Source organism: Vibrio sp. SCSIO 43097 (assembly GCF_023650755.1).
GTDB classification, from domain to species: Bacteria; Pseudomonadota; Gammaproteobacteria; order Enterobacterales; family Vibrionaceae; genus Vibrio; species Vibrio alginolyticus.
This window is the reverse complement of record NZ_CP071840.1, coordinates 2,617,769-2,637,906: the sequence shown is the minus strand read 5'-3', so window position 1 is coordinate 2,637,906 and position 20,138 is coordinate 2,617,769. Positions and strand designations below refer to the sequence as shown.

General features: G+C 44.6%; 19 protein-coding genes and 1 tRNA gene. 10 read left to right on the top strand and 10 right to left on the bottom strand.

Annotation, left to right across the window (positions count from 1 at the left end; genetic code table 11):
• Positions 1 to 181 precede the first annotated feature (181 nt).
• The 5 genes from ychF to lolB all read right to left on the bottom strand — a co-directional run bounded on the left by ychF (position 182) and on the right by lolB (position 4,505).
• Entirely contained in the window at positions 182 to 1,273 is a 1,092-nt protein-coding gene (gene ychF, locus J4N40_RS12750; RefSeq protein WP_005393178.1) for a redox-regulated ATPase YchF, read from the bottom strand.
• Positions 1,274 to 1,283: 10 nt separating this feature from the next.
• On the bottom strand, positions 1,284 to 1,874 hold the full coding sequence (gene pth / locus J4N40_RS12745; RefSeq protein ID WP_005384112.1) for an aminoacyl-tRNA hydrolase: 591 nt from the start codon (positions 1,872 to 1,874) through the stop codon (positions 1,284 to 1,286).
• A 151-nt stretch (positions 1,875 to 2,025) separates the two neighbouring features.
• On the bottom strand, positions 2,026 to 2,970 hold the full coding sequence (locus J4N40_RS12740) for a ribose-phosphate pyrophosphokinase (protein ID WP_005393176.1): 945 nt from the start codon (positions 2,968 to 2,970) through the stop codon (positions 2,026 to 2,028).
• A 27-nt stretch (positions 2,971 to 2,997) separates the two neighbouring features.
• Positions 2,998 to 3,870, bottom strand: a complete 873-nt coding sequence (gene ispE, locus J4N40_RS12735; RefSeq protein ID WP_167415055.1) for a 4-(cytidine 5'-diphospho)-2-C-methyl-D-erythritol kinase — start codon at positions 3,868 to 3,870, stop codon at positions 2,998 to 3,000.
• Entirely contained in the window at positions 3,867 to 4,505 is a 639-nt protein-coding gene (lolB, locus tag J4N40_RS12730; RefSeq protein ID WP_250654274.1) for a lipoprotein insertase outer membrane protein LolB, read from the bottom strand. The genes ispE and lolB overlap by 4 nt, the downstream gene beginning before the upstream one ends.
• A gap of 134 nt (positions 4,506 to 4,639) precedes the next feature.
• Here lolB and hemA point away from each other — a divergent pair, with 134 nt between their 5' ends.
• The 8 genes from hemA to ybaK all read left to right on the top strand — a co-directional run bounded on the left by hemA (position 4,640) and on the right by ybaK (position 12,495).
• Positions 4,640 to 5,896 carry a glutamyl-tRNA reductase gene (hemA, locus tag J4N40_RS12725; protein WP_005384104.1) on the top strand — a complete coding sequence of 419 codons (1,257 nt, stop codon included), beginning with the start codon at positions 4,640 to 4,642 and terminating at the stop codon, positions 5,894 to 5,896.
• 29 nt (positions 5,897 to 5,925) lie between these two features.
• Complete coding sequence (gene prfA, locus J4N40_RS12720; RefSeq protein WP_171346010.1) at positions 5,926 to 7,014, top strand: peptide chain release factor 1; 1,089 nt, start codon at positions 5,926 to 5,928, stop codon at positions 7,012 to 7,014.
• Between the two features lie 3 nt (positions 7,015 to 7,017).
• Positions 7,018 to 7,872, top strand: a complete 855-nt coding sequence (gene prmC, locus J4N40_RS12715) for a peptide chain release factor N(5)-glutamine methyltransferase (protein ID WP_171346011.1) — start codon at positions 7,018 to 7,020, stop codon at positions 7,870 to 7,872.
• Between the two features lie 40 nt (positions 7,873 to 7,912).
• Entirely contained in the window at positions 7,913 to 8,296 is a 384-nt protein-coding gene (locus tag J4N40_RS12710; protein WP_005382225.1) for a SirB2 family protein, read from the top strand.
• A 5-nt stretch (positions 8,297 to 8,301) separates the two neighbouring features.
• The gene (locus J4N40_RS12705) at positions 8,302 to 9,111 is read left to right on the top strand and encodes a SirB1 family protein (protein WP_005384098.1); all 810 of its coding nucleotides are present in this window, start codon (positions 8,302 to 8,304) and stop codon (positions 9,109 to 9,111) included.
• A gap of 53 nt (positions 9,112 to 9,164) precedes the next feature.
• Positions 9,165 to 10,016: a 3-deoxy-8-phosphooctulonate synthase gene (gene kdsA / locus J4N40_RS12700; protein WP_005384095.1), complete on the top strand. Its 852-nt coding sequence runs from the start codon at positions 9,165 to 9,167 to the stop codon at positions 10,014 to 10,016.
• Positions 10,017 to 10,236: 220 nt separating this feature from the next.
• On the top strand, positions 10,237 to 11,919 hold the full coding sequence (ushA, locus tag J4N40_RS12695) for a bifunctional UDP-sugar hydrolase/5'-nucleotidase UshA (RefSeq protein WP_025768955.1): 1,683 nt from the start codon (positions 10,237 to 10,239) through the stop codon (positions 11,917 to 11,919).
• A gap of 102 nt (positions 11,920 to 12,021) precedes the next feature.
• A complete protein-coding gene (gene ybaK / locus J4N40_RS12690) occupies positions 12,022 to 12,495 on the top strand; it encodes a Cys-tRNA(Pro) deacylase (RefSeq protein ID WP_005382231.1) in 474 nt (157 codons plus the stop codon).
• A 64-nt stretch (positions 12,496 to 12,559) separates the two neighbouring features.
• Here ybaK and rluF read toward each other — a convergent pair whose 3' ends face one another.
• The 3 genes from rluF to J4N40_RS12675 form a co-directional block, all read right to left on the bottom strand.
• Positions 12,560 to 13,717 carry a 23S rRNA pseudouridine(2604) synthase RluF gene (rluF, locus tag J4N40_RS12685; RefSeq protein ID WP_104978867.1) on the bottom strand — a complete coding sequence of 386 codons (1,158 nt, stop codon included), beginning with the start codon at positions 13,715 to 13,717 and terminating at the stop codon, positions 12,560 to 12,562.
• A 94-nt stretch (positions 13,718 to 13,811) separates the two neighbouring features.
• Positions 13,812 to 14,393, bottom strand: a complete 582-nt coding sequence (gene smrA, locus J4N40_RS12680; RefSeq protein WP_250654273.1) for a DNA endonuclease SmrA — start codon at positions 14,391 to 14,393, stop codon at positions 13,812 to 13,814.
• Between the two features lie 132 nt (positions 14,394 to 14,525).
• Positions 14,526 to 14,666 carry a DUF3149 domain-containing protein gene (locus tag J4N40_RS12675; protein ID WP_005382236.1) on the bottom strand — a complete coding sequence of 47 codons (141 nt, stop codon included), beginning with the start codon at positions 14,664 to 14,666 and terminating at the stop codon, positions 14,526 to 14,528.
• Between the two features lie 259 nt (positions 14,667 to 14,925).
• Here J4N40_RS12675 and J4N40_RS12670 point away from each other — a divergent pair.
• Positions 14,926 to 15,002: transfer RNA gene (locus J4N40_RS12670), tRNA-Pro, on the top strand.
• Between the two features lie 441 nt (positions 15,003 to 15,443).
• Here the strand turns inward: J4N40_RS12670 and J4N40_RS12665 are convergent.
• Together J4N40_RS12665 and J4N40_RS12660 are read right to left on the bottom strand one after the other, a co-directional pair.
• Positions 15,444 to 15,827: a hypothetical protein gene (locus J4N40_RS12665; RefSeq protein ID WP_005384085.1), complete on the bottom strand. Its 384-nt coding sequence runs from the start codon at positions 15,825 to 15,827 to the stop codon at positions 15,444 to 15,446.
• A gap of 152 nt (positions 15,828 to 15,979) precedes the next feature.
• Complete coding sequence (locus J4N40_RS12660) at positions 15,980 to 16,852, bottom strand: TraB/GumN family protein (RefSeq protein ID WP_064353689.1); 873 nt, start codon at positions 16,850 to 16,852, stop codon at positions 15,980 to 15,982.
• Between the two features lie 494 nt (positions 16,853 to 17,346).
• Here J4N40_RS12660 and J4N40_RS12655 point away from each other — a divergent pair, with 494 nt between their 5' ends.
• The gene (locus J4N40_RS12655; RefSeq protein WP_250654272.1) at positions 17,347 to 19,998 is read left to right on the top strand and encodes a beta-N-acetylhexosaminidase; all 2,652 of its coding nucleotides are present in this window, start codon (positions 17,347 to 17,349) and stop codon (positions 19,996 to 19,998) included.
• Positions 19,999 to 20,138 lie beyond the last annotated feature (140 nt).

Below are 20,138 nucleotides of genomic sequence, written 5' to 3'. Positions count from 1 at the left end.
TTCGGAAAAAACCTCGTTCGCTTCCTTTTTAAACAAAGAGGCGTGTTTATGATCTAAAACTGGAAATAAATTAGCTTGCAGTTGCGTAATTTATTTTTGTTCATTTACTTAAGGTATTAAAAAAGCCAGCTTAACAGCTGGCTTTTAGTGTAAATGAAGTGTTTAGAATTCATTCATTTAATTAAACATTGAAGCGGAAGTGTACAACATCGCCATCTTTTACGATGTAGTCTTTACCTTCTAGACGCCATTTACCTGCGTCTTTTGCGCCATTTTCACCATTGAATTGGATGAAATCGTCGTAACCAACTACTTCTGCACGAATAAAGCCTTTCTCGAAGTCAGTGTGGATCTTACCTGCCGCCTGAGGCGCAGTTGCACCAACAGGGATTGTCCAAGCACGTACTTCTTTAACACCTGCTGTGAAGTAGGTGTGTAGAGTCAGTAGTTCGTAACCAGAGCGAATTACACGGTTCAGGCCCGGCTCTTCGATCCCCATATCTGCTAGGAATTCTTCGCGATCTTCATCTTCTAGTTCAGATAGTTCAGATTCGATAGCTGCACATACAGGTACAACGACATTGTTTTCTTTTTCTGCGAACTCACGAACCGCATCTAGATATGGGTTATTTTCGAAGCCATCTTCGTTTACGTTTGCAATGTACATAGTTGGCTTCAGTGTTAGGAAGTTTAGGTAGCCGATTGCTGCTAACTCTTCTTTAGATAGCTCAACTGTGCGTGCCATGCCGCCTTCAGTTAGTACTGGTAACAGTTTTTCTAGTACGGTTAGTTCAAATTTTGCGTCTTTATCGCCGCCTTTTGCCTTCTTCGCGTTACGTTGAATCGCTCGCTCACAAGAATCAAGGTCAGCCATTGCAAGTTCAAGGTTGATCACTTCGATATCTTCGATAGGTGAAACTTTACCTGAAACGTGAACAATGTTTTCGTTTTCAAAACAGCGTACAACGTGGCCAATCGCGTCTGTTTCACGGATGTTAGCTAGGAATTTGTTACCTAAACCTTCACCACGTGATGCACCAGCAACAAGACCAGCGATGTCCACGAACTCCATCGTCGTTGGAAGAACTCTCTGTGGGTTAACGATCTTAGCTAGTGCGTCTAGACGTAGATCTGGCACAGGAACCACACCAGTGTTTGGTTCAATGGTACAGAACGGGAAGTTTGCTGCTTCGATACCCGCTTTAGTTAGTGCGTTGAACAGAGTTGATTTACCTACGTTAGGTAGACCAACGATGCCACATTTAAAACCCATGATAGTAACCTTATTCAGCTTTGAACGTGTGGAGGCGATTTTGTGCTTTAGATAGGCCATCCTTAATCAGGATATCTAGACAACGAACAGCCTCATCAGCTGCTGCATCTAAAAGCTCTTGCTCTTTAGCTGGCGCTTTACCTAATACAAAACCCGCCACTTTATCTTTGTGTCCCGGATGACCAATGCCAATACGAAGACGATAAAAATCTTTGTTATTGCCCAGTTTGCTAATGGTGTCACGCAGACCGTTGTGTCCACCGTGCCCCCCACCTTTTTTAAACTTAGCGACACCTGGCGGTAAGTCTAGCTCGTCATGAGCAACCATGATCTCTTCAGGTTTAATTTGATAAAATTTCGCAAGCGCAGCGATCGATTTACCTGATAGATTCATGAAGGTGGTTGGGATAAGCAAACGGAGATCCTGGCCATTGACCATAATGCGTCCTGTTAGACCAAAAAACTTTGGTTCGTTCTTCAGTGTAACGTTGTGAACGCGTGCTAATTCTTCTACAACCCAAGCGCCCGCATTGTGACGAGTTCTGGCGTATTCTGGTCCTGGATTAGCAAGACCAACAAGAAGTTTGATTTGTTGACTCAAGGTTAGGATCTCTCTGGAATCTCAAAAAGCGCAGTATGATAGCACAGAAAACTCGCGGTGGGCGACCAAGGGATTTTCTAGTTATCAGTACAAATAAAAAAACACCCCAAAGAGGGGTGCTTTTGAAATCAGTGTAACTGAAATGTTCGTATTAGTTGAACATTGCAGAGATTGACTCTTCGTTGCTGATACGACGAATCGCTTCAGCCAGCATGCGAGATAGGCTTAGTGTTGTCACTTTACCTGTTGCAGCCATCTCTTTAGACAGAGAGATAGAGTCAGTTACGATAACTTGGTCAAGAACTGAGTTCTTGATGTTATCCGCAGCGTTGCCTGAGAATACTGCGTGAGTAGCGTAAGCGAATACACGCTTAGCACCGCGCTCTTTTAGTGCTTCAGCTGCTTTACATAGTGTGCCACCTGTGTCGATCATGTCATCAACGATCACACAGTCACGACCTTCAACATCACCGATTAGGTTCATTACTTCAGAAACGTTTGCACGTGGACGACGCTTATCTACGATTGCGATGTCGATGTCGCCTAGTGCTTTTGCTGTTGCACGAGCACGAACAACGCCACCTAGGTCAGGAGATACCACTACAGGGTTATCTAGACCGCGAGCCTGCATATCTTCAAGTAGCACTGGCGTGCCGAAGATGTTGTCTACAGGTACATCGAAGAAGCCTTGAATTTGCTCTGCGTGTAGGTCGATAGTTAGAACGCGGTCAACACCAACGTTAGATAGGAAATCAGCAACAACTTTTGCAGTAATTGGCACACGCGCAGAACGTACACGACGGTCTTGGCGAGCGTAGCCGAAGTAAGGGATAACTGCAGTGATACGGCCTGCTGAAGCACGGCGCATTGCATCAATCATAACAACCAATTCCATTAGGTTGTCGTTAGTCGGTGCACAAGTGGATTGAATGATGAAAACATCGCTACCACGAACATTCTCATTGATTTGAACTGCAACTTCGCCATCAGAAAAGCGAGAAACAGATGCATCACCAAGAGAGATGTAAAGACGATCAGCAATACGTTGGGCTAGTTCAGGTGTTGCGTTACCAGCAAATAGCTTCATATCAGGCACGGTGGAAACCTCGGGTTTGCGTCCAGTTTAAATAGGTCGGTGTGAGGCTGATTGGTATTCAGCCAAAGTCTCTTTTAATGGCGAAATATTGCGCCCTTGAGCGATAAATGCCGAGACTTTATCAGAGAGTTGTGCAAGGATAGTTTCTGCTTCAGATTTGCTCGAAAATTCAGCAAAAACGCAAGATCCTGTCCCCGTCAATCTTGACGGCGCGTATTGTAGCAGCCAAGAAAGTTGCTTATCAACCTCTGGGTAGAGCATTCGTACAATTTTTTCGCAATCGTTTACGCTTGGCGTATTTAAAAGTGTTTCTAGATCTCGTTTTGGGGTGTTTCGCGTCAGATCTGGATGACAAAAAACGTCGACGGTTGCGATAGATACATTCGGTCTGACGACTAAATACCATTTTTCTTCGGGATAAGCAGGAGAGAGTTTTTCACCAACACCTTCAGCAAAAGCTGCAAATCCGCGCACAAATACGGGCACGTCTGCGCCTAGTTTTAAACCTATTTCAGCCAGTTCGTCGTCAGTTAGATTCAGTTGCCATAAGTAATTCAGTGCCACTAATGCTGTAGCTGCATTCGATGAGCCCCCACCAATGCCTCCACCCATAGGCAGCACTTTCTGTAGCTCAATATGCGCGCCAAAAGGGCAGTTTGAGTAAGTTTGAAGCGCGGTTGCAGCTTTCCAAATTAAATTGTCTTGAAGAGGCACACCTTCTATCTCTGGAGAAATCGTAATATCACCAGAATGGTTCGCTTGAATGGTGAGCTCATCGCCGTGATCGACGAATTGGAATAACGTTTGTAACTCGTGATAGCCATTCTCTGTACGGCCGTTGATATATAGAAAGAGATTCAATTTCGCTGGTGATGGCCAGCGTGTTGAAAGTTCAATCATTGGGTGATGTTCCATTTTGTGATCACTAGATTTATTTTGACATCAGCTGTGGTGAGTTTCAGCTTATTTGGCAGAGGGAGAGACTGTTCATGCCATTGAACGTCGCTATATCTTTGATATGCAATACTCCAATCATTTAAACCAATTTGTTTGTTTAACGCTTGCAGTGTATTGGTTGGAGACAGTTGGAATTTGTCGGCATCGGTCGGTAGACCTAATAGCCAGTCAGGCATGTGCTCGACGGGCATCATTAACCCTGTAAGACGGTAAATCAGCTGGTTAGCACTGCGAGAAGAAAGGACCTGATCATCGTAAGTTTCTACTGTGGCGCCTTGTGGGGTGATGGTGAGCTTTAATGCCGTTTGTCCGAGAATCGTTGTTAAACGCAACTGGCTTAGTGCTGAAGAATGTTTCCAGTAGAAGTTTAAATTTTGTCTTTGGTCTGGGCCAATATAACCAAGTTTCCCCGTTGCTTGAAAATCTTGGATGGTTTCGAGTCGCTGCTCATGAGCTTGCCATTCAACGCTGGTAACACTTTCAGGAACGGACGAACAACCAGCGAGCAGTAAGCTCGACAAGAAAAAAAGAATAAAGGAGCGTAACGTCATGTTTGATGGCTTATTAATCAGTTTCATCGGGAATCGCTCACAACTATAGCATTGAAAAGTCGCACTTAGGAAAACAAATCCGGCTTACCCTTTCAATAAATGCGTGCTTACAGTAAAATTCTGGACCTATTTTATAACCTATCCCAGAGATACCACGTTAGATGTCCTTGCTTGCTATTGGAATTAATCACAATACAGCGTCTGTCGACTTGCGAGAGAAGGTGGCGTTTGGTCCGGATAAACTCGGCCCTGCACTCGAGCAACTTAGAGAGCACGAAGCGGTTAACGGCAGTGTGATTGTTTCAACCTGTAACCGAACTGAGTTGTACTGCGATGTTAAGCAAGGAGCGCGAAACAAGTTGATCGATTGGCTTGCTCAATTTCATCAAGTGAGCCGCGAAGATTTAATGCCGAGTTTGTATGTTCATGAAGAACAAGCTGCAATAAAGCATTTGATGCGCGTATCGTGCGGTCTTGACTCTCTGGTGTTGGGTGAGCCTCAAATTTTGGGGCAGGTAAAGCAAGCATTTTCTGACTCGCGAGATCATCAAGCCGTCGATGCCTCGATTGATAAATTGTTTCAAAAGACGTTCTCAGTCGCCAAACGGGTAAGAACAGAGACAGATATTGGTGGTAATGCCGTGTCCGTGGCTTATGCGGCATGTACACTGGCAAAACATATTTTTGAGTCGTTATCAGATTCAACCGTGCTTTTAGTTGGTGCGGGTGAGACGATTGAATTGGTCGCGAAGCATTTAGCGTCCAACGGTTGCACAAAAATGATTGTCGCGAACCGCACTAAAGAGCGCGCGCAAGGCTTAGCGGACCAATTTGGCGCAGAAGTGATCAGTTTGAACGAAATTCCTGAACATTTGGCGAAAGCGGATATTGTGATTAGCTCAACGGCGAGTCCATTGCCTATTATTGGCAAAGGTATGGTCGAAACGGCTCTAAAGCAGCGCCGGCATCAACCTATCTTGTTGGTCGATATTGCGGTGCCGCGAGATGTGGAGTCGGAAGTCGGTGAACTGAACGACGCATATCTGTATTCTGTTGATGACTTGCAATCTATCATCGACAGCAACATTGAGCAGCGTAAAGTCGAAGCGATTCAAGCTGAAGCGATTGTTAGTGAAGAAAGCGCTGCGTTTATGACATGGTTGCGTTCACTGCAAGCCGTCGATAGTATTCGCGACTATCGCAAATCAGCCAACGAAATTCGTGAAGAGTTACTGAGCAAAAGTTTGCAATCTTTAGCGGCAGGCGCAGATCCGGAGAAAGTGCTGCGCGAGCTGAGTAATAAACTCACCAACAAACTGATTCACGCTCCAACTCGCGCATTGCAAAGTGCAGCAGAGCAAGGCGAACCAGCAAAATTAACGATTATCCGCCAAACACTTGGCTTGGATGATCTATAACTCACGCTTTTTATTAAGAAAACGACACTATGAAAGCCTCTATTCTGACTAAGCTAGAAACGCTAGTAGAACGTTACGAAGAAGTTCAACATCTTCTTGGTGATCCTGATGTAATTGGAAATCAGGACAAATTCCGTGCTCTATCAAGAGAGTACTCTCAGCTAGAAGAAGTAACCAAGTGCTTCCAAGCTTATCAACAAGCACAAGAAGATCTTGTCGCCGCTGAAGAGATGGCAAACGAAGACGACGAAGAGATGCGTGAAATGGCGCAAGAAGAAATCAAAGAAGCGAAAGCGACGATTGAGCGTCTTACTGATGAGTTACAGATTCTTCTTCTGCCAAAAGATCCGAACGATGATCGTAACTGTTTCCTAGAAATTCGTGCAGGTGCGGGTGGCGACGAAGCGGGCATTTTCGCGGGTGATCTATTCCGTATGTACAGCAAGTACGCAGAAAAGCGTGGCTGGCGCATCGAAGTCATGTCTTCAAACGAGTCAGAGCACGGTGGTTACAAAGAGATGATCGCGAAAGTAAGCGGCGACGGTGCATACGGCGTGTTGAAATTTGAGTCAGGCGGTCACCGTGTACAGCGTGTTCCAGCAACTGAATCTCAAGGCCGTGTGCATACTTCTGCTTGTACAGTAGCAGTAATGGCGGAAATCCCTGAAGCGGATCTGCCAGAAATCAAAGCAGCAGACCTGAAAATCGATACGTTCCGTGCATCTGGCGCGGGTGGTCAGCACGTTAACACCACGGATTCTGCAATCCGTATTACCCACTTACCAACGGGTACGGTAGTAGAGTGTCAGGATGAGCGTTCACAGCACAAGAACAAAGCGAAAGCAATGGCGGTTCTTGCTGCTCGTATCGTTCAAGCGGAAGAAGAGCGTCGTGCCGCAGAAGTGTCTGATACACGTCGTAACCTTCTAGGTTCTGGTGACCGTAGTGACCGTATTCGTACATACAACTACCCACAAGGTCGTGTGTCTGATCACCGTATCAACCTGACCATCTATCGTTTGAACGAAGTGATGGAAGGTGACCTGCAGAGCTTGATTGATCCTGTGATTCAAGAGCACCAAGCAGACCAACTTGCGGCGCTCGCAGAGAACGGCTAATCGATGAGCCAAGTTCAATCGATTGAGCAAGCACTGAAAAGTGCGACGGCGAAACTGGCAGAAGGCGGCAAAGAGTCGCCTTCTCTCGATGCAGCTGTACTCCTTTGCCATGTCCTTGGCAAACCACGAACTTATCTACTGACCTGGCCAGAAAAAGCATTAGAAGCAGAGCAACAAGCAAAATTCGACGCTCTACTTGAACGACGTTTAACTGGTGAACCCGTCGCTTATATTATTGGTGAGCGAGAGTTTTGGTCTTTACCGTTCAAAGTTTCTCCCTCTACCTTGATCCCAAGACCGGATACAGAACGTTTGGTCGAGGTTGCACTCGATAAGACCTACGAGCAAACTGGGCCTATTTTAGATCTTGGAACGGGGACGGGGGCAATTGCTATCGCACTCGCATCTGAAATGCCAAAACGTCAAGTGATGGGCGTAGATCTCAAACAAGAAGCGAAAGCACTTGCAGAGTACAATGCTGAGCAGCTAAACATCAAAAATGTGACCTTTGCTCAAGGCAGTTGGTTTGAGCCTATTACAGAAGGTACGAAGTTTGCTTTAATTGTCTCCAACCCGCCATATATTGATGAAAAAGATCCACATTTATCCCAAGGTGATGTGCGCTTTGAGCCAAAATCTGCATTAGTTGCTAAAGAGAATGGCTTAGCTGATATTCGTCATATCTCGGATCTTGCTCGTCAGTATCTTGAAGTGGGCGGTTGGCTGGCATTTGAACATGGTTATGATCAAGGTGAGGCGGTGCGTGAGATAATGCGTGGCTTAGGTTACCAACAGGTCGCTACGGCAAAAGATTATGGCGGTAACGATCGAGTAACGCTTGGTTGTCTGGCCAGTTAATCATGGAAGTCAGCAAACACTAACTAAAAAGAGAAGAAAAATGTACGTAGCTCTAAAACACATACACTTAGTGACGATCGCTCTCAGCGCGACGCTACTATCGATCCGATTCGTGTTAATGATGATGAACTCACCGAAGCGAAATAATCGTTTTTTGAAAGTGTTTCCCCACATCGTTGATACTGCATTGCTAGTGTCAGGTATCGCGCTTATTTTCATTACGGGTTTCATCCCGTTTACCGATGCCGCACCGTGGTTAACAAACAAAATCACCTGCGTACTGGCGTACATTGCGCTTGGATTCTTCTCATTGAAACTTGCGAAAAACAACCTACTGAAGATATTTGGCTTTTTCGGCGCATTAGGTTGGTTGGTCATGGCTGCAAACATTGCTGTGTCTAAGAGCCCTACGTTATTTGGATAGACGTCATGTTAGAGTTTTTTGACGAAGATTTTGACAATATACCGTTGGTGGAAGGTGCGCTTGAGCTAAACAAAGCGATTAACCCAGAAACCAAAGTACATTGGGCGAAACAAGAGTTAGAGCGTCTTTACAAAGATGCAGAAGCCACGCTTGTTCATGAAACCGATGAAGAGCAACGATTTGATGCATTCCTACGACTGTTTTTCCACGAGTGGGGATTCAAAGGCGACGAGCAGGAATACTTTATTTCGGACAACAGCTTCATCGATAAAGTGTTGGAGCGCAGAAAAGGTATTCCTGTGAGCTTAGGTTCGATTTTGTTATACCTAGGCAAAAAGCTGGGGTTCCCGTTGAAGGGAGTTACTTTCCCTACTCAGTTCCTGTTAAAAGTCGACTGGATGCATAAGAAGCCAGACTACATCAACCCATTTAATGGTGAGTATGTAGGTGAAAGGATTCTTCAAGCTTGGCTTATTGGCCAAGAAGGACCGCTAGCTCAGCTAAAGCCTGAACATTTTGAGGAAGCTGACAACCCAACAATTATTGGTCGCTGGTTGGCGTTGATTAAAAGTGCGATGTTGCGCGAAGAGCATTATACGCTGGCATTACGTTGTACGAATCTTGCTCTAACGTTTGTGCCAGATGATCCATACGAAATTCGTGACCGTGGTTTTATTTTCCAACAGCTAGAGTGCCCTCAAGTAGCGGTATCAGATTTTCAGTACTTTATTGACCAATGCCCTGATGATCCGGCTTCCGAGCTACTAAAATCACAAGTTAATGTGATGAGTGAAACGCACGTCACACTTCACTAATTTTATCGATGTGCCGAACTGTGGCGTATCGTGGACAGAAAAAGAGAATCAAAATGGAACAGAAAATCGTTAATATCGGCGACATTCAGGTTGCTAACGACAAGCCATTCACCCTATTTGCAGGTATGAACGTTCTTGAGTCTCGTGATCTTGCGATGCAGATCTGTGAGCACTACGTAAAAGTAACGGAAAAACTTGGTATTCCTTACGTATTTAAGGCGTCGTTTGACAAAGCAAACCGCAGTTCTGTTCATTCATACCGTGGTCCAGGTCTGGAAGAAGGTATGAAAATCTTTCAGGAGCTGAAAGACACTTTTGGTGTAAAGATCATCACGGACGTTCACACTGAAGCACAAGCTCAACCTGTCGCTGACGTGGTAGACGTTATTCAGCTTCCTGCATTCCTAGCTCGTCAAACTGACCTTGTTGAAGCTATGGCTAAAACAGGTGCGGTTATCAACGTGAAGAAACCTCAATTTATGAGCCCTGGTCAAGTGGGTAACATCGTTGAGAAGTTCGCAGAATGCGGTAACGACAAGATCATCCTATGTGAGCGCGGTTCTTGCCACGGTTACGATAACCTAGTTGTAGACATGCTTGGTTTTGGTGTGATGAAAAATGCTTCGAAAGGTAGCCCAATCATCTTTGACGTAACGCACTCACTACAAATGCGTGACCCATCAGGCGCAGCATCTGGCGGCCGTCGTGAGCAGACAGTTGAACTTGCAAAAGCGGGTCTAGCGACAGGCATCGCAGGTCTATTTATCGAAGCGCACCCAAACCCAGACCAAGCGCGTTGTGATGGCCCATCTGCACTGCCTCTAGACAAGTTAGAGCCATTCTTAGCACAAATGAAATCGCTTGATGATCTGATCAAGAGCTTTGCAGATATCGATATCAAGTAAACGCCAGATGACTGGTGGTAACAAATACTATAGCCAACCGAGTGTTGGCTATTTTTTTATCTGAAAAGCCGTGAATTCTCAAACTTGTTACTGATGAATTTGTTATTGCTAAACAATGCATCATAATTATTAAATCAATGTGTTAGGGTGCACGTGGTTTTCAAATAGATCCAATGCTTAAAATGTGCATCAGTAATCCCAATAAGAAAAAGGTAAATAAATGAATCAGCGTCTGATGATCAAAACTGTTTTGAGTGCCGCTATCTTGGCCTCGTTAGCTGGGTGTGCTACGCAACCTGCACCAGAATGGAATGCCGATACAACCTATAAATTGACCGTATTGCACACTAACGATCATCATGGTCGCTTTTGGCAAAATCGATACGGTGAATATGGCATGGCGGCGCGTAAAACGTTAATCGATGATTTGCGCGAAGAAATACAGGCTGAGGGGGGCAGCGTGTTACTGCTTTCTGGTGGTGACATCAACACAGGAGTACCTGAGTCTGATTTACAAGATGCCGAGCCGGATTTCAAAGGCATGAGCAAAATTGGTTACGATGCGATGGCTCTAGGTAATCATGAGTTTGATAATCCATTGGACGTGCTATTCAAGCAGCAAGAGTGGGCAAACTTTCCGATGTTGTCTGCCAATATTTACGATAAAAATACTGGCAAGCGTTTATTCCAACCATACGCGATGTTTAACAAGCAGGGCATTAAAATTGCGGTCATTGGTCTTACAACCGAAGACACAGCGAAACTTGGCAACCCTGAATTCATTGAACAAATTGACTTCCGTGACCCGAAAGAAGAAGCCAAGAAGTTGATTGCAGAACTGAAAGAAACAGAGTATCCAGATCTGATTTTTGCTGTCACGCATATGGGACACTATGAAAATGGTAATAGAGGCATCAATGCTCCCGGCGATGTGGCGTTAGCTCGTTATTTGAATGACGGCGATCTCGACATGATCGTTGGAGGACACTCACAAGAGCCTGTTTGTATGGAAGGGCCAAACGTTATCAAAAAGAACTTTAAACCAGGTGATGAATGTCAGCCCGATAAACAAAATGGTACCTTTATTGTTCAGGCACATGAGTGGGGGAAATATGTGGGACGCGCCGATTACGAGTTTCGTAATGGCGAACTCTCGATGGTGAGCTACGATCTGATCCCAGTAAACTTGAAAAAGAAAGTTAAAGTTGATGGTCAGTCGCAACGAGTCTTGATCCAAGAAGAGATTAAACAAGACGAAGCGATGCTTGAGTTTCTTCGTCCTTATCAAGAAAAAGGTCAGGGCAAGCTAAACGTGAAGATTGCAGAATCTAACGGTAAGCTTGAGGGTGACCGCAATGTGGTTCGTTACCAGCAAACAAACTTAGGTCGATTAATTGCAACGGCTCACATGGAACGTGCGAAAGCAGATTTCGCCGTAATGAATTCTGGTGGTGTTCGAGATTCGATTGCTGCGGGTGATATTACTTATAAAGACGTGCTCACTGTTCAGCCATTTGGCAATATGGTTTCTTACGTTGATATGACGGGTAAAGAGGTATTAGATTATCTAAATGTCGTTGCAACTAAGCCTGTTGACTCTGGTGCTTATGCACAGTTTGCAGGCATTGCGATGAGTATCAATAATGGTGAGGTAACCAATGTGTTTATTGGTAATAAGCAACTTCGCTTAGATGGTAATTACCGCTTTACAGTACCAAGCTATAATGCTGCTGGTGGAGATGGTTACCCTAAAATCGACGATCATCCAGGGTATGTAAATACAGGTTTTACCGATGCTGAAGTTTTGAAGGATTATTTAGAAACACACAGCCCTATTGATGTTAATGAGTATGCCCCTTCAGGTGAAATCACGTATTTAGTTGATACGGCGATTGATCAGTAACCCAACAGAGAAAAAGCGATTGACTCAAACTCGCTGATATCATTAACTAAAAGCGCAGATCCAATTCAGTCTGCGCTTTTTGTTTTTATGAGGAGAATCTTGATGACTCCGGCCATTAATCTTGCGAAAAAGAAAAAAATTCCACACACTATCCATCAATATGAGCACGATCCTAGAGCCGATAGTTATGGTTTAGAAGCTGCTGAAGTGCTAGGACAGGATCCGAAAACAGTATTTAAAACCTTGTTGTTCTGCTTGAACGGGGAGCCAAAGAACCTTGCGGTTGCGATTATCCCTGTTGATCAAAAGCTGAACCTAAAACTGGCAGCGAAAGCAGCGAAGGGCAAAAAGGCCGATATGGCTGATCCGGAAATCGCGCAAAAGACCACAGGTTATGTCGTTGGTGGAATTAGCCCACTAGGACAGAAGAAAGCCTTACCTACTTTTTTGCACGAAAGCGCAGCAGAGCAAGACACAATCTGTGTGAGTGCTGGTAAACGTGGTTTAGAAATTGAGTTAGCCCCGAGAGATTTGCTGAGCTTAACTCGCGGTCAGTTTGCACCTCTTTGTTTGTAAACTCATGACAAATAAAAAGGACGCTCATGAGCGTCCTTTTTTGATCTTGCCGGTCAGTGAAGCGTTACTTCTTCAGACTCAATGTACCACCAGTGCGTTTAGCTGGTTTACTTGGTTTCGCGGCATTTGGGTTCATGTAATGCTGCTTGGGCTTACTCGGTGATTGAGGCTTGTTTGCTGAATGCGTATTGCTCGATGCATCTGGTTTACGGTGTGATTTACCATGCTCGCCTTGTGGTCTGCTGCGTTCACCTTGTGGTTTCGCTTTGTAATGTTCTTTAGCTGGACGTCCGCCTTCATCATCACGCTGACGACGCTTTTGTTGACCTTTTTTCGAGTTTGGTGCATGACGGAATTCATCAGCATTGTTACCACGGAAAGTTAGTGTCTTCTGGTTACGACGAGCAGTAGAATCTTGGTTTTCTTCACGGCTATCAAACAGCTTCGCGTCGGTCGCTTTACGAATGTTGCGACCTCTAGAGTCTGTTTTTGATGCTTCTTCTGTACCTACCGAGCCTTCACACATTGCTAGGATCTCTGCCACTTCTTCGTCACTTAGATAACGCCATTTTCCATTCGGAATACCATCAAGAGAGATATTCATGATGCGTACGCGACGCAGCTTGAATACTTCATAGCCCAGCGCTTCACACATGCGACGGATCTGACGGTTAAGTCCTTGAGTGAGCACAATACGGAAAGAGAATTTAGTTTCTTTCGTTACCTTACAAGGTAGGGTGACTGTGTCGAGAATCTTAACGCCACTCGACATCTGTTTGAGAAACTCGCCTGTAATTGGCTTGTCCACGCGTACGACGTACTCTTTTTCGTGGCTGTTGCCTGCGCGAAGGATTTTGTTCACGATGTCGCCATCGTTGGTCAAAAAGATCAGACCATCAGAGGGTTTGTCTAAGCGGCCGATCGGAAAGATACGTTTTTGGTGGCCGATGAAATCAACGATGTTTCCAGGGACGTCTCTCTCAGTTGTACAGGTGATACCTGTTGGTTTATTGAGAGCGATATAAATCGGCTTCTCTTTTGCTGCCACTGGCTTACCATCCACACAAACATCATCACCAGGTAGCACTTTTGTCCCCATTTCAGGTTTGTTGCCATTAATGGTGACACGGCCTTGCTCAATCAGTCTGTCTGCTTCACGGCGTGAGCAAAACCCCGTTTCACTGATGAATTTATTTAATCGTTTAGCGTTGTCTTGTGACATTTTTGTCTCCTAACGTTTCACAACGGCGAATGAAGCTCCCTTCCTTTAAGGGGAAGGAAGAATAAGGGCGGGCATTCTAGCATTAGGGTGAAATTTAGCCTAACCGTTTTTGGTGACGTTCGCGGGTTTCTAATTTCTTTTCCGCACTTTTTCTAAGTAGGACGTAAACGGCTCCAGTTCCACCGTGAAAGCGTTGCGCACTATGGACGCATTGGACTTCCTTTATTTGTCGTAGCCAACTGCTAACAAAGCTTTTCATCATTGCAGGTGGATTTGAGCGTTCTCCTCGACCATGGACGATAACGACCGTTCTAATGTCCATTGATAGGCATTGCTTTAAAAACGTCACGACTTCATCACGTGCTTCTCTCAATGTTTTACGGTGCAAATCCAAGCGAGCTTGGATTGGATACTTACCAAGGCGCAGTTTTCGGTATACGCCATCTTGTACACCATCACGTTTGAACTCAACAAAGTCCTCTGGCTTGAGCATTTCAGCGTGATCAAGTGATAGGTATTCTGGGTCATCTTCCGTTAACCAGATTGCTGCTTCGCGTTTTGCGAGCTGTGCTTCTGTTACTTGGTGTACTTTTTTGTGTTCGGTGGTGTCTTGAGTGATTGGCTTTACATCGCCCATCATCTGTTGAAATAGAGCAAAATCGTCGTCGTGAGACATAGCAGTAATCTCATTAAGAACAGGGAGGAATAATAGGATTATATCAATGAGTGGTGCATTGAGATCAAATAAAAAACCGGAGTAGGCAAGTAACCGACTCCGGTGCAAAGCGTTTCTAGAGCTAAGCGAGATCTAGTGAGGAGATTTGTCGTTCATGATCTTGTATATGAAGAAACCGCCGTAAAATAACATCAGACCAATTGCCCCAAAAATTACTATCATTGACGATAGACCCACTGCATTACCAAATAGGAGATCAAGCCAAAAGTCCATACGTTTCCTCCAAGATGTTCCCGACAGGAATAAACTAAATGGCGGTGTCTTGTTGCACACTGATCTGGATCAATTATGTTGCTAAGGTTAATAAACTGTATTTTGTTGTGAGTTATCAGTCACATTTTACGTGCTAGTGTTCAGTTATTCATCAAACGAATTAAGACCTAAGGTTTTTTTGTAAAAAGCACTTGCGCCACAGTTCAGAATCCGTAATATACGCATTCGTTGACGGGGACAATTCCTCAGTTAAACATCTCGGTGAATAGCGCAGCTTGGTAGCGCATCTGGTTTGGGACCAGAGGGTCGGGGGTTCGAATCCCTCTTCACCGACCACTTTCAGAAAGCCTGCTCAATGAGCAGGCTTTCGTCGTTTTAGCGGCAGCAAATTTGACTTTGATAGTAGCGAACCAAATGGGGTTCGCCTGAAGTTAGAATATGGCTCTTCATCGACACATATTGAGAAAAAGGCTCTACAGAAATGTAGAGCCTTTTTCGTATTTGGTGATATTTATTTGGAACCAGAGGGGCGGGGTCTGGAATGCCAGTCCTCTGGAAGCCCAGCCGCGTCGAATCCCTACTTCACCGACCACTTTTAGAAAGCCTGCTCAATGAGCAGGCTTTCGTCGTTTTTAGCGCTAGTAATTTTAGACTTCAATAGTTCGAATCAAATTGGGGTTCGCCTGATGTTCGAATGTGGCACTTCACCGACACGTATTGAGAGGAAGGCTCTACAGAAATGTAGGGCCTTTTCATTTTTTAGAGCGAGTAAATTTATTACTTGATGTCACACGAGATAGTATTGATAGGAGTTTCAGAAGTAGTGAAACAGACATAAGCGGTCTTTGGGTGATTTGGACCAATCTTGACGTAACCCGCTTTTAAATCGTCTTCATCAAACGTTACTGAGTGAGATTTGCTTGTATTTCCATCATAGTAAACCGCTTCAAAGCCTTGGTTCATCATATGTGCAACGCGATTTCGAGTGTGGGCTGTTGAAAACGTGATGTTCGCGCAACGCATCATTGGTTTTTCGGTAATAAGAAATTGACCACTCTCTTTATCTAAAACACCGCCTTTTACTTCCGGAGTTATATCAATAGCTTGAAAAGCTTCTACGTTGCATGGCGGTTTAGCATAAGACAGCGAAGAAGTGAGCATAATTCCAATCGTGTATAGGAATAAATATTTAAATTTCATATGAGTTGTTTTGTATCCACTTAGCTTAACGGCGTTTTATAAGAAAGTTTGAATGAATTTTTAAATGGTTGTATTTAAATAATTGTATTTAAATGGCATTTTTCACACAATCACTAGATATCACAATTTGCTTGGCGCGTCTTACCCAGTGGTTTGATGTTAAATCCCCGATTTTTAAGCAGTTCAATCAGGTTATCTTTACCTACTAAATGCAAGCCACCAACAACAACGGTGAAGCGACCCGATTGTTGAGGTAGAACACTGCCAGTGTCGAGTTTTTTAGCCCAATCTCGATTACGCTCGTATAAAAAGGCTTGGTTAAACTCTTCTGTTGTATGATCGGTCAAAGAGGCTTCGACCAACATGCTACCATCACCACTCTTCCAACTCTCTATCAAGCATTGAACCAACTCTTCTCCGCCATCATATTCTTCAATTGACGAGAGAAGTATCTCTTTACCGCCTTCTGATTGACCTGCGATTAAATCGATTTGGAATTGCACTGACTCTAGTGGAATGACCGGGATTTGCTTTTTATCAGCGAGTCCTATTAGGTGCATGTCGACCCCTTTATCAGAGACATACCCCAGTTTGTTGACTAAAGCGAGTTGGATGGTGAATGCAGCCATCCAAGGTGGGGAATTTAGGAGTTGAGTTTCTGGCAAACCTAAATCTTGGGCAATTTCAATTAAGTGGCGACGTTGAGCTCTGTCTAAAACATCTTTAGAAAGAATGGTTGTTTGTGGGTAAACCAAGCCTTCAGAATTCCTGACGTCTGCTTCAATAATCAACCCTGCGCTTTGGCTTAAATACTGGATGACCGTTCTAGGGAGTGGGTACATCGTTTTATCCCCCACATGTACCGAGCCAATAATCATAAGTTCGGTTTCCCCTTTTTTCGCTAACCAATGCTGTGGCTCTGCATAAGATGAAAAAGGCGTTAAAGTAACAAGTAGAGATGATATGAGCGTCAAGAGACGAAACATAGAATGGTCCTCAGATAAGATACCTTGAAACTTTATACGCAAAATAGCGTGAGGTTAAGTGCAATTTCTCCAGTGGTGTATTCGACAAAATCGTCATTTATAAAAATATTGACGAGTTTTGACGACGAATAAATGAGAGTCACTTCACGAAAGGTAAATAGGTAATTCGCTTACTAATGGTTCACAAAATAATTAGGCGTGATCCAAATCTTACAAAATCAGTCGTAACTCATGAATATAAGTGACCTAGATCGCAGCAAACTCGTCAAAACAAGTTGTTCGATTTTGACGTGTATTGTAACTCCATGAAAATTAGGTTTTTATTGTTTTTGCTGAGTGTCATTTTTTGAGCTGGATCACTTCCTATTTCTATTTATTTTACGCTTAGAAATAACAGGTTGTATGTTGAATGTAACGGTTAGGTACCTCGCATTTGAGGGGCCGAGATTTTTATCATTGTCGTTTTGAACCACTGACTTTTTTGGGGAAGTAAGATGTTTAAACCTAGTCTGATTGCTATTTCTGTTATCACTACATTAGCAGGTTGCGCTGCGCTGCAAAGCTCTGAACAACAAGTTGTAAATTCGTTGGCTAATAATCTTGATATTCAATACCAAGTGTTGACTAACCACGGCGCAAACGAAGGTCTTGCTTGTCAGGGCTTAGGGGCTGAGTGGGCGTCTTGTAACAAGGTAAACATGACGTTGGTTAACCAAGGAGAAGCGGTTGACTCAAAAGATTGGGCTATTTACTTCCACAGCATTCGTCTGATTCTGGATGTTGAAAACGAACAGTTCAAAATCTCTCGCGTAACGGGTGACCTACACAAACTAGAACCGACAGATAAGTTTGATGGTTTTGCTGCGGGTGAAGAGGTTGTGCTTCCTCTTGTTGCTGAATACTGGCAGCTATTTGAAACTGACTTCATGCCAGGCGCTTTCGTTGCTGCACCAAATGCAGAGCCTAAGATGATCGCTTCTCTTAACACAGAAGACGTTGCATCTTTCGTGACTGGCCTTGAGGGTAACAACCTAAAACGTACGCCAGATGACAACAACGTATTTGCGAGCGCTGTGTCTCGTTTCGAGAAGAACGAAGATCTAGCAAAACAAGACGTATCAACCACGTTACTACCAACGCCAATGTCTGTTGAAGCAGGTAAAGGTACGGTAGATATCGCGGCGGGTATTGCGCTGCCTAAAGACGCATTCGATGCGACTCAATACGCAGCAATTCAAGGTCGTGCAGAAGTGGTAGGTGTGGATGTTCGTGGTGATCTTCCTGTAAGCATCACTGTTGTTCCTGCAGACTTCACCGGTGAATTGGCAAAATCTGGTGCTTACGAAATGAGCATCAAAGGCGACGGTATTGCGATTAAAGCGTTTGACCAAACAGGTGCTTTCTACGCAGTACAATCTATCTTTGGCCTGGTAGATAGCCAAAATGCTGATTCTCTACCACAACTGTCTATTAAAGATGCGCCGCGTTTTGATTACCGTGGTGTGATGGTGGACGTGGCTCGTAACTTCCACTCTAAAGACGCGATTCTTGCAACGCTTGACCAAATGGCCGCGTACAAGATGAACAAACTACACCTTCACCTAACGGATGATGAAGGCTGGCGTTTAGAAATCCCGGGTCTGCCAGAGCTGACTGAAGTGGGTGCTAACCGTTGTTTCGATTTGGAAGAGAAAAGCTGTTTACTGCCTCAGCTTGGCTCAGGTGCAACGACAGACAACTTTGGTTCTGGCTTCTTCAGCAAAGCAGACTACGTGGACATCTTGAAGTACGCGAAAGCGCGTAACATCGAAGTGATTCCTGAAATCGATATGCCAGCACACGCTCGTGCAGCAGTGGTATCAATGGAAGCACGTTACGACCGTCTAATGGAAGAAGGTAAAGAAGCAGAAGCGAACGAGTATCGCCTGATGGATCCTCAAGATACATCGAACGTAACGACGGTTCAGTTCTACAACAAGCAAAGCTTCATCAACCCATGTATGGAATCTTCAACTCGCTTTGTTGATAAAGTGATTTCAGAAGTAGCAGCAATGCACCAAGAAGCGGGCACGCCGCTAACAACATGGCACTTTGGTGGTGACGAAGCGAAGAACATCAAGCTAGGCGCTGGTCTGCAAGACATCAACGCAGAAGACAAAGTAAGCTGGAAGGGTAACATTGATTTGTCTAAGCAAGACAAGCCATTCGCACAGTCACCACAATGTCAGGCGTTAATTGCAGACGGTACGGTAAGCGATTTTGCTCATCTACCAAGCCACTTTGCAGAAGAAGTGTCGAAGATGGTGGCAGAGAAAGGCATTCCAAACTTCCAAGCTTGGCAAGATGGCCTTAAGTACAGTGAAGGTGAGAAAGCGTTCGCAACAGAAAACACGCGTGTTAACTTCTGGGACGTTCTTTACTGGGGTGGCACATCATCAGTGTACGAATGGTCTAAGAAAGGTTACGACGTTATCGTTTCTAACCCAGACTACGTATACATGGACATGCCGTACGAAGTTGACCCGAAAGAGCGTGGTTACTACTGGGCGACGCGTGCAACAGATACTCGTAAGATGTTTGGTTTTGCACCAGAGAACATGCCTCAGAACGCAGAAACCTCTGTAGACCGCGATGGTAACGGCTTCACTGGTAAAGGTGAAATCGAAGCGAAACCTTTCTATGGTCTATCAGCACAGCTGTGGTCTGAGACAGTACGTAACGACGAGCAATACGAGTACATGGTATTCCCTCGCGTACTAGCAGCCGCTGAGCGTGCATGGCACCGTGCTGATTGGGAAAACGACTACAAAGTGGGTGTTGAATACTCGCAAAACTCTAACCTAGTAGACAAAGTCGCGCTAAACCAAGACTACAACCGCTTTGCGAACGTACTTGGCCAACGTGAACTGGCTAAGCTAGAAAAATCAGGTATCGACTACCGCCTGCCTGTACCAGGTGCGAAAGTAGAAGATGGCAAGCTAGCAATGAACGTTCAGTTCCCAGGGGTGACGCTTCAATACTCTCTAGACGGCAAGAACTGGCTAACTTACGCAGATAATGCTCGTCCAAATGTGAAAGGTGAAGTGTTTATCCGTTCCGTGTCAGCAACCGGTGAGAAAGCAAGTCGAGTGACCAGCGTGAAATAACTCAATTCTTGTAAGTTAATTTTTTGGCAAAGCCTCAACATCATGTTGGGGCTTTCTTTATTTTTTAAGGAAATTAAGCGTGATCGATGTCTAATTATTTTTCATTGATAAATAAGTTTTGGGTTGTAATGGTCAAGGTT

Excerpts from the sequence above, each read along its gene's own strand:
- ychF (WP_005393178.1), bottom strand. The coding sequence starts at position 1,273 with ATGGGTTTTAAATGTGGCATCGTTGGTCTACCTAACGTAGGTAAATCA.
- ispE (WP_167415055.1), bottom strand. The coding sequence starts at position 3,870 with ATGATTGAACTTTCAACACGCTGGCCATCACCAGCGAAATTGAATCTC.
- lolB (WP_250654274.1), bottom strand. The coding sequence starts at position 4,505 with ATGAAACTGATTAATAAGCCATCAAACATGACGTTACGCTCCTTTATT.
- hemA (WP_005384104.1), top strand. The coding sequence starts at position 4,640 with ATGTCCTTGCTTGCTATTGGAATTAATCACAATACAGCGTCTGTCGAC.
- prfA (WP_171346010.1), top strand. The coding sequence starts at position 5,926 with ATGAAAGCCTCTATTCTGACTAAGCTAGAAACGCTAGTAGAACGTTAC.
- prmC (WP_171346011.1), top strand. The coding sequence starts at position 7,018 with ATGAGCCAAGTTCAATCGATTGAGCAAGCACTGAAAAGTGCGACGGCG.
- J4N40_RS12710 (WP_005382225.1), top strand. The coding sequence starts at position 7,913 with ATGTACGTAGCTCTAAAACACATACACTTAGTGACGATCGCTCTCAGC.
- J4N40_RS12705 (WP_005384098.1), top strand. The coding sequence starts at position 8,302 with ATGTTAGAGTTTTTTGACGAAGATTTTGACAATATACCGTTGGTGGAA.
- kdsA (WP_005384095.1), top strand. The coding sequence starts at position 9,165 with ATGGAACAGAAAATCGTTAATATCGGCGACATTCAGGTTGCTAACGAC.
- ushA (WP_025768955.1), top strand. The coding sequence starts at position 10,237 with ATGAATCAGCGTCTGATGATCAAAACTGTTTTGAGTGCCGCTATCTTG.
- ybaK (WP_005382231.1), top strand. The coding sequence starts at position 12,022 with ATGACTCCGGCCATTAATCTTGCGAAAAAGAAAAAAATTCCACACACT.
- rluF (WP_104978867.1), bottom strand. The coding sequence starts at position 13,717 with ATGTCACAAGACAACGCTAAACGATTAAATAAATTCATCAGTGAAACG.
- smrA (WP_250654273.1), bottom strand. The coding sequence starts at position 14,393 with ATGTCTCACGACGACGATTTTGCTCTATTTCAACAGATGATGGGCGAT.
- J4N40_RS12675 (WP_005382236.1), bottom strand. The coding sequence starts at position 14,666 with ATGGACTTTTGGCTTGATCTCCTATTTGGTAATGCAGTGGGTCTATCG.
- J4N40_RS12665 (WP_005384085.1), bottom strand. The coding sequence starts at position 15,827 with ATGCTCACTTCTTCGCTGTCTTATGCTAAACCGCCATGCAACGTAGAA.
- J4N40_RS12660 (WP_064353689.1), bottom strand. The coding sequence starts at position 16,852 with ATGTTTCGTCTCTTGACGCTCATATCATCTCTACTTGTTACTTTAACG.
- J4N40_RS12655 (WP_250654272.1), top strand. The coding sequence starts at position 17,347 with ATGTTTAAACCTAGTCTGATTGCTATTTCTGTTATCACTACATTAGCA.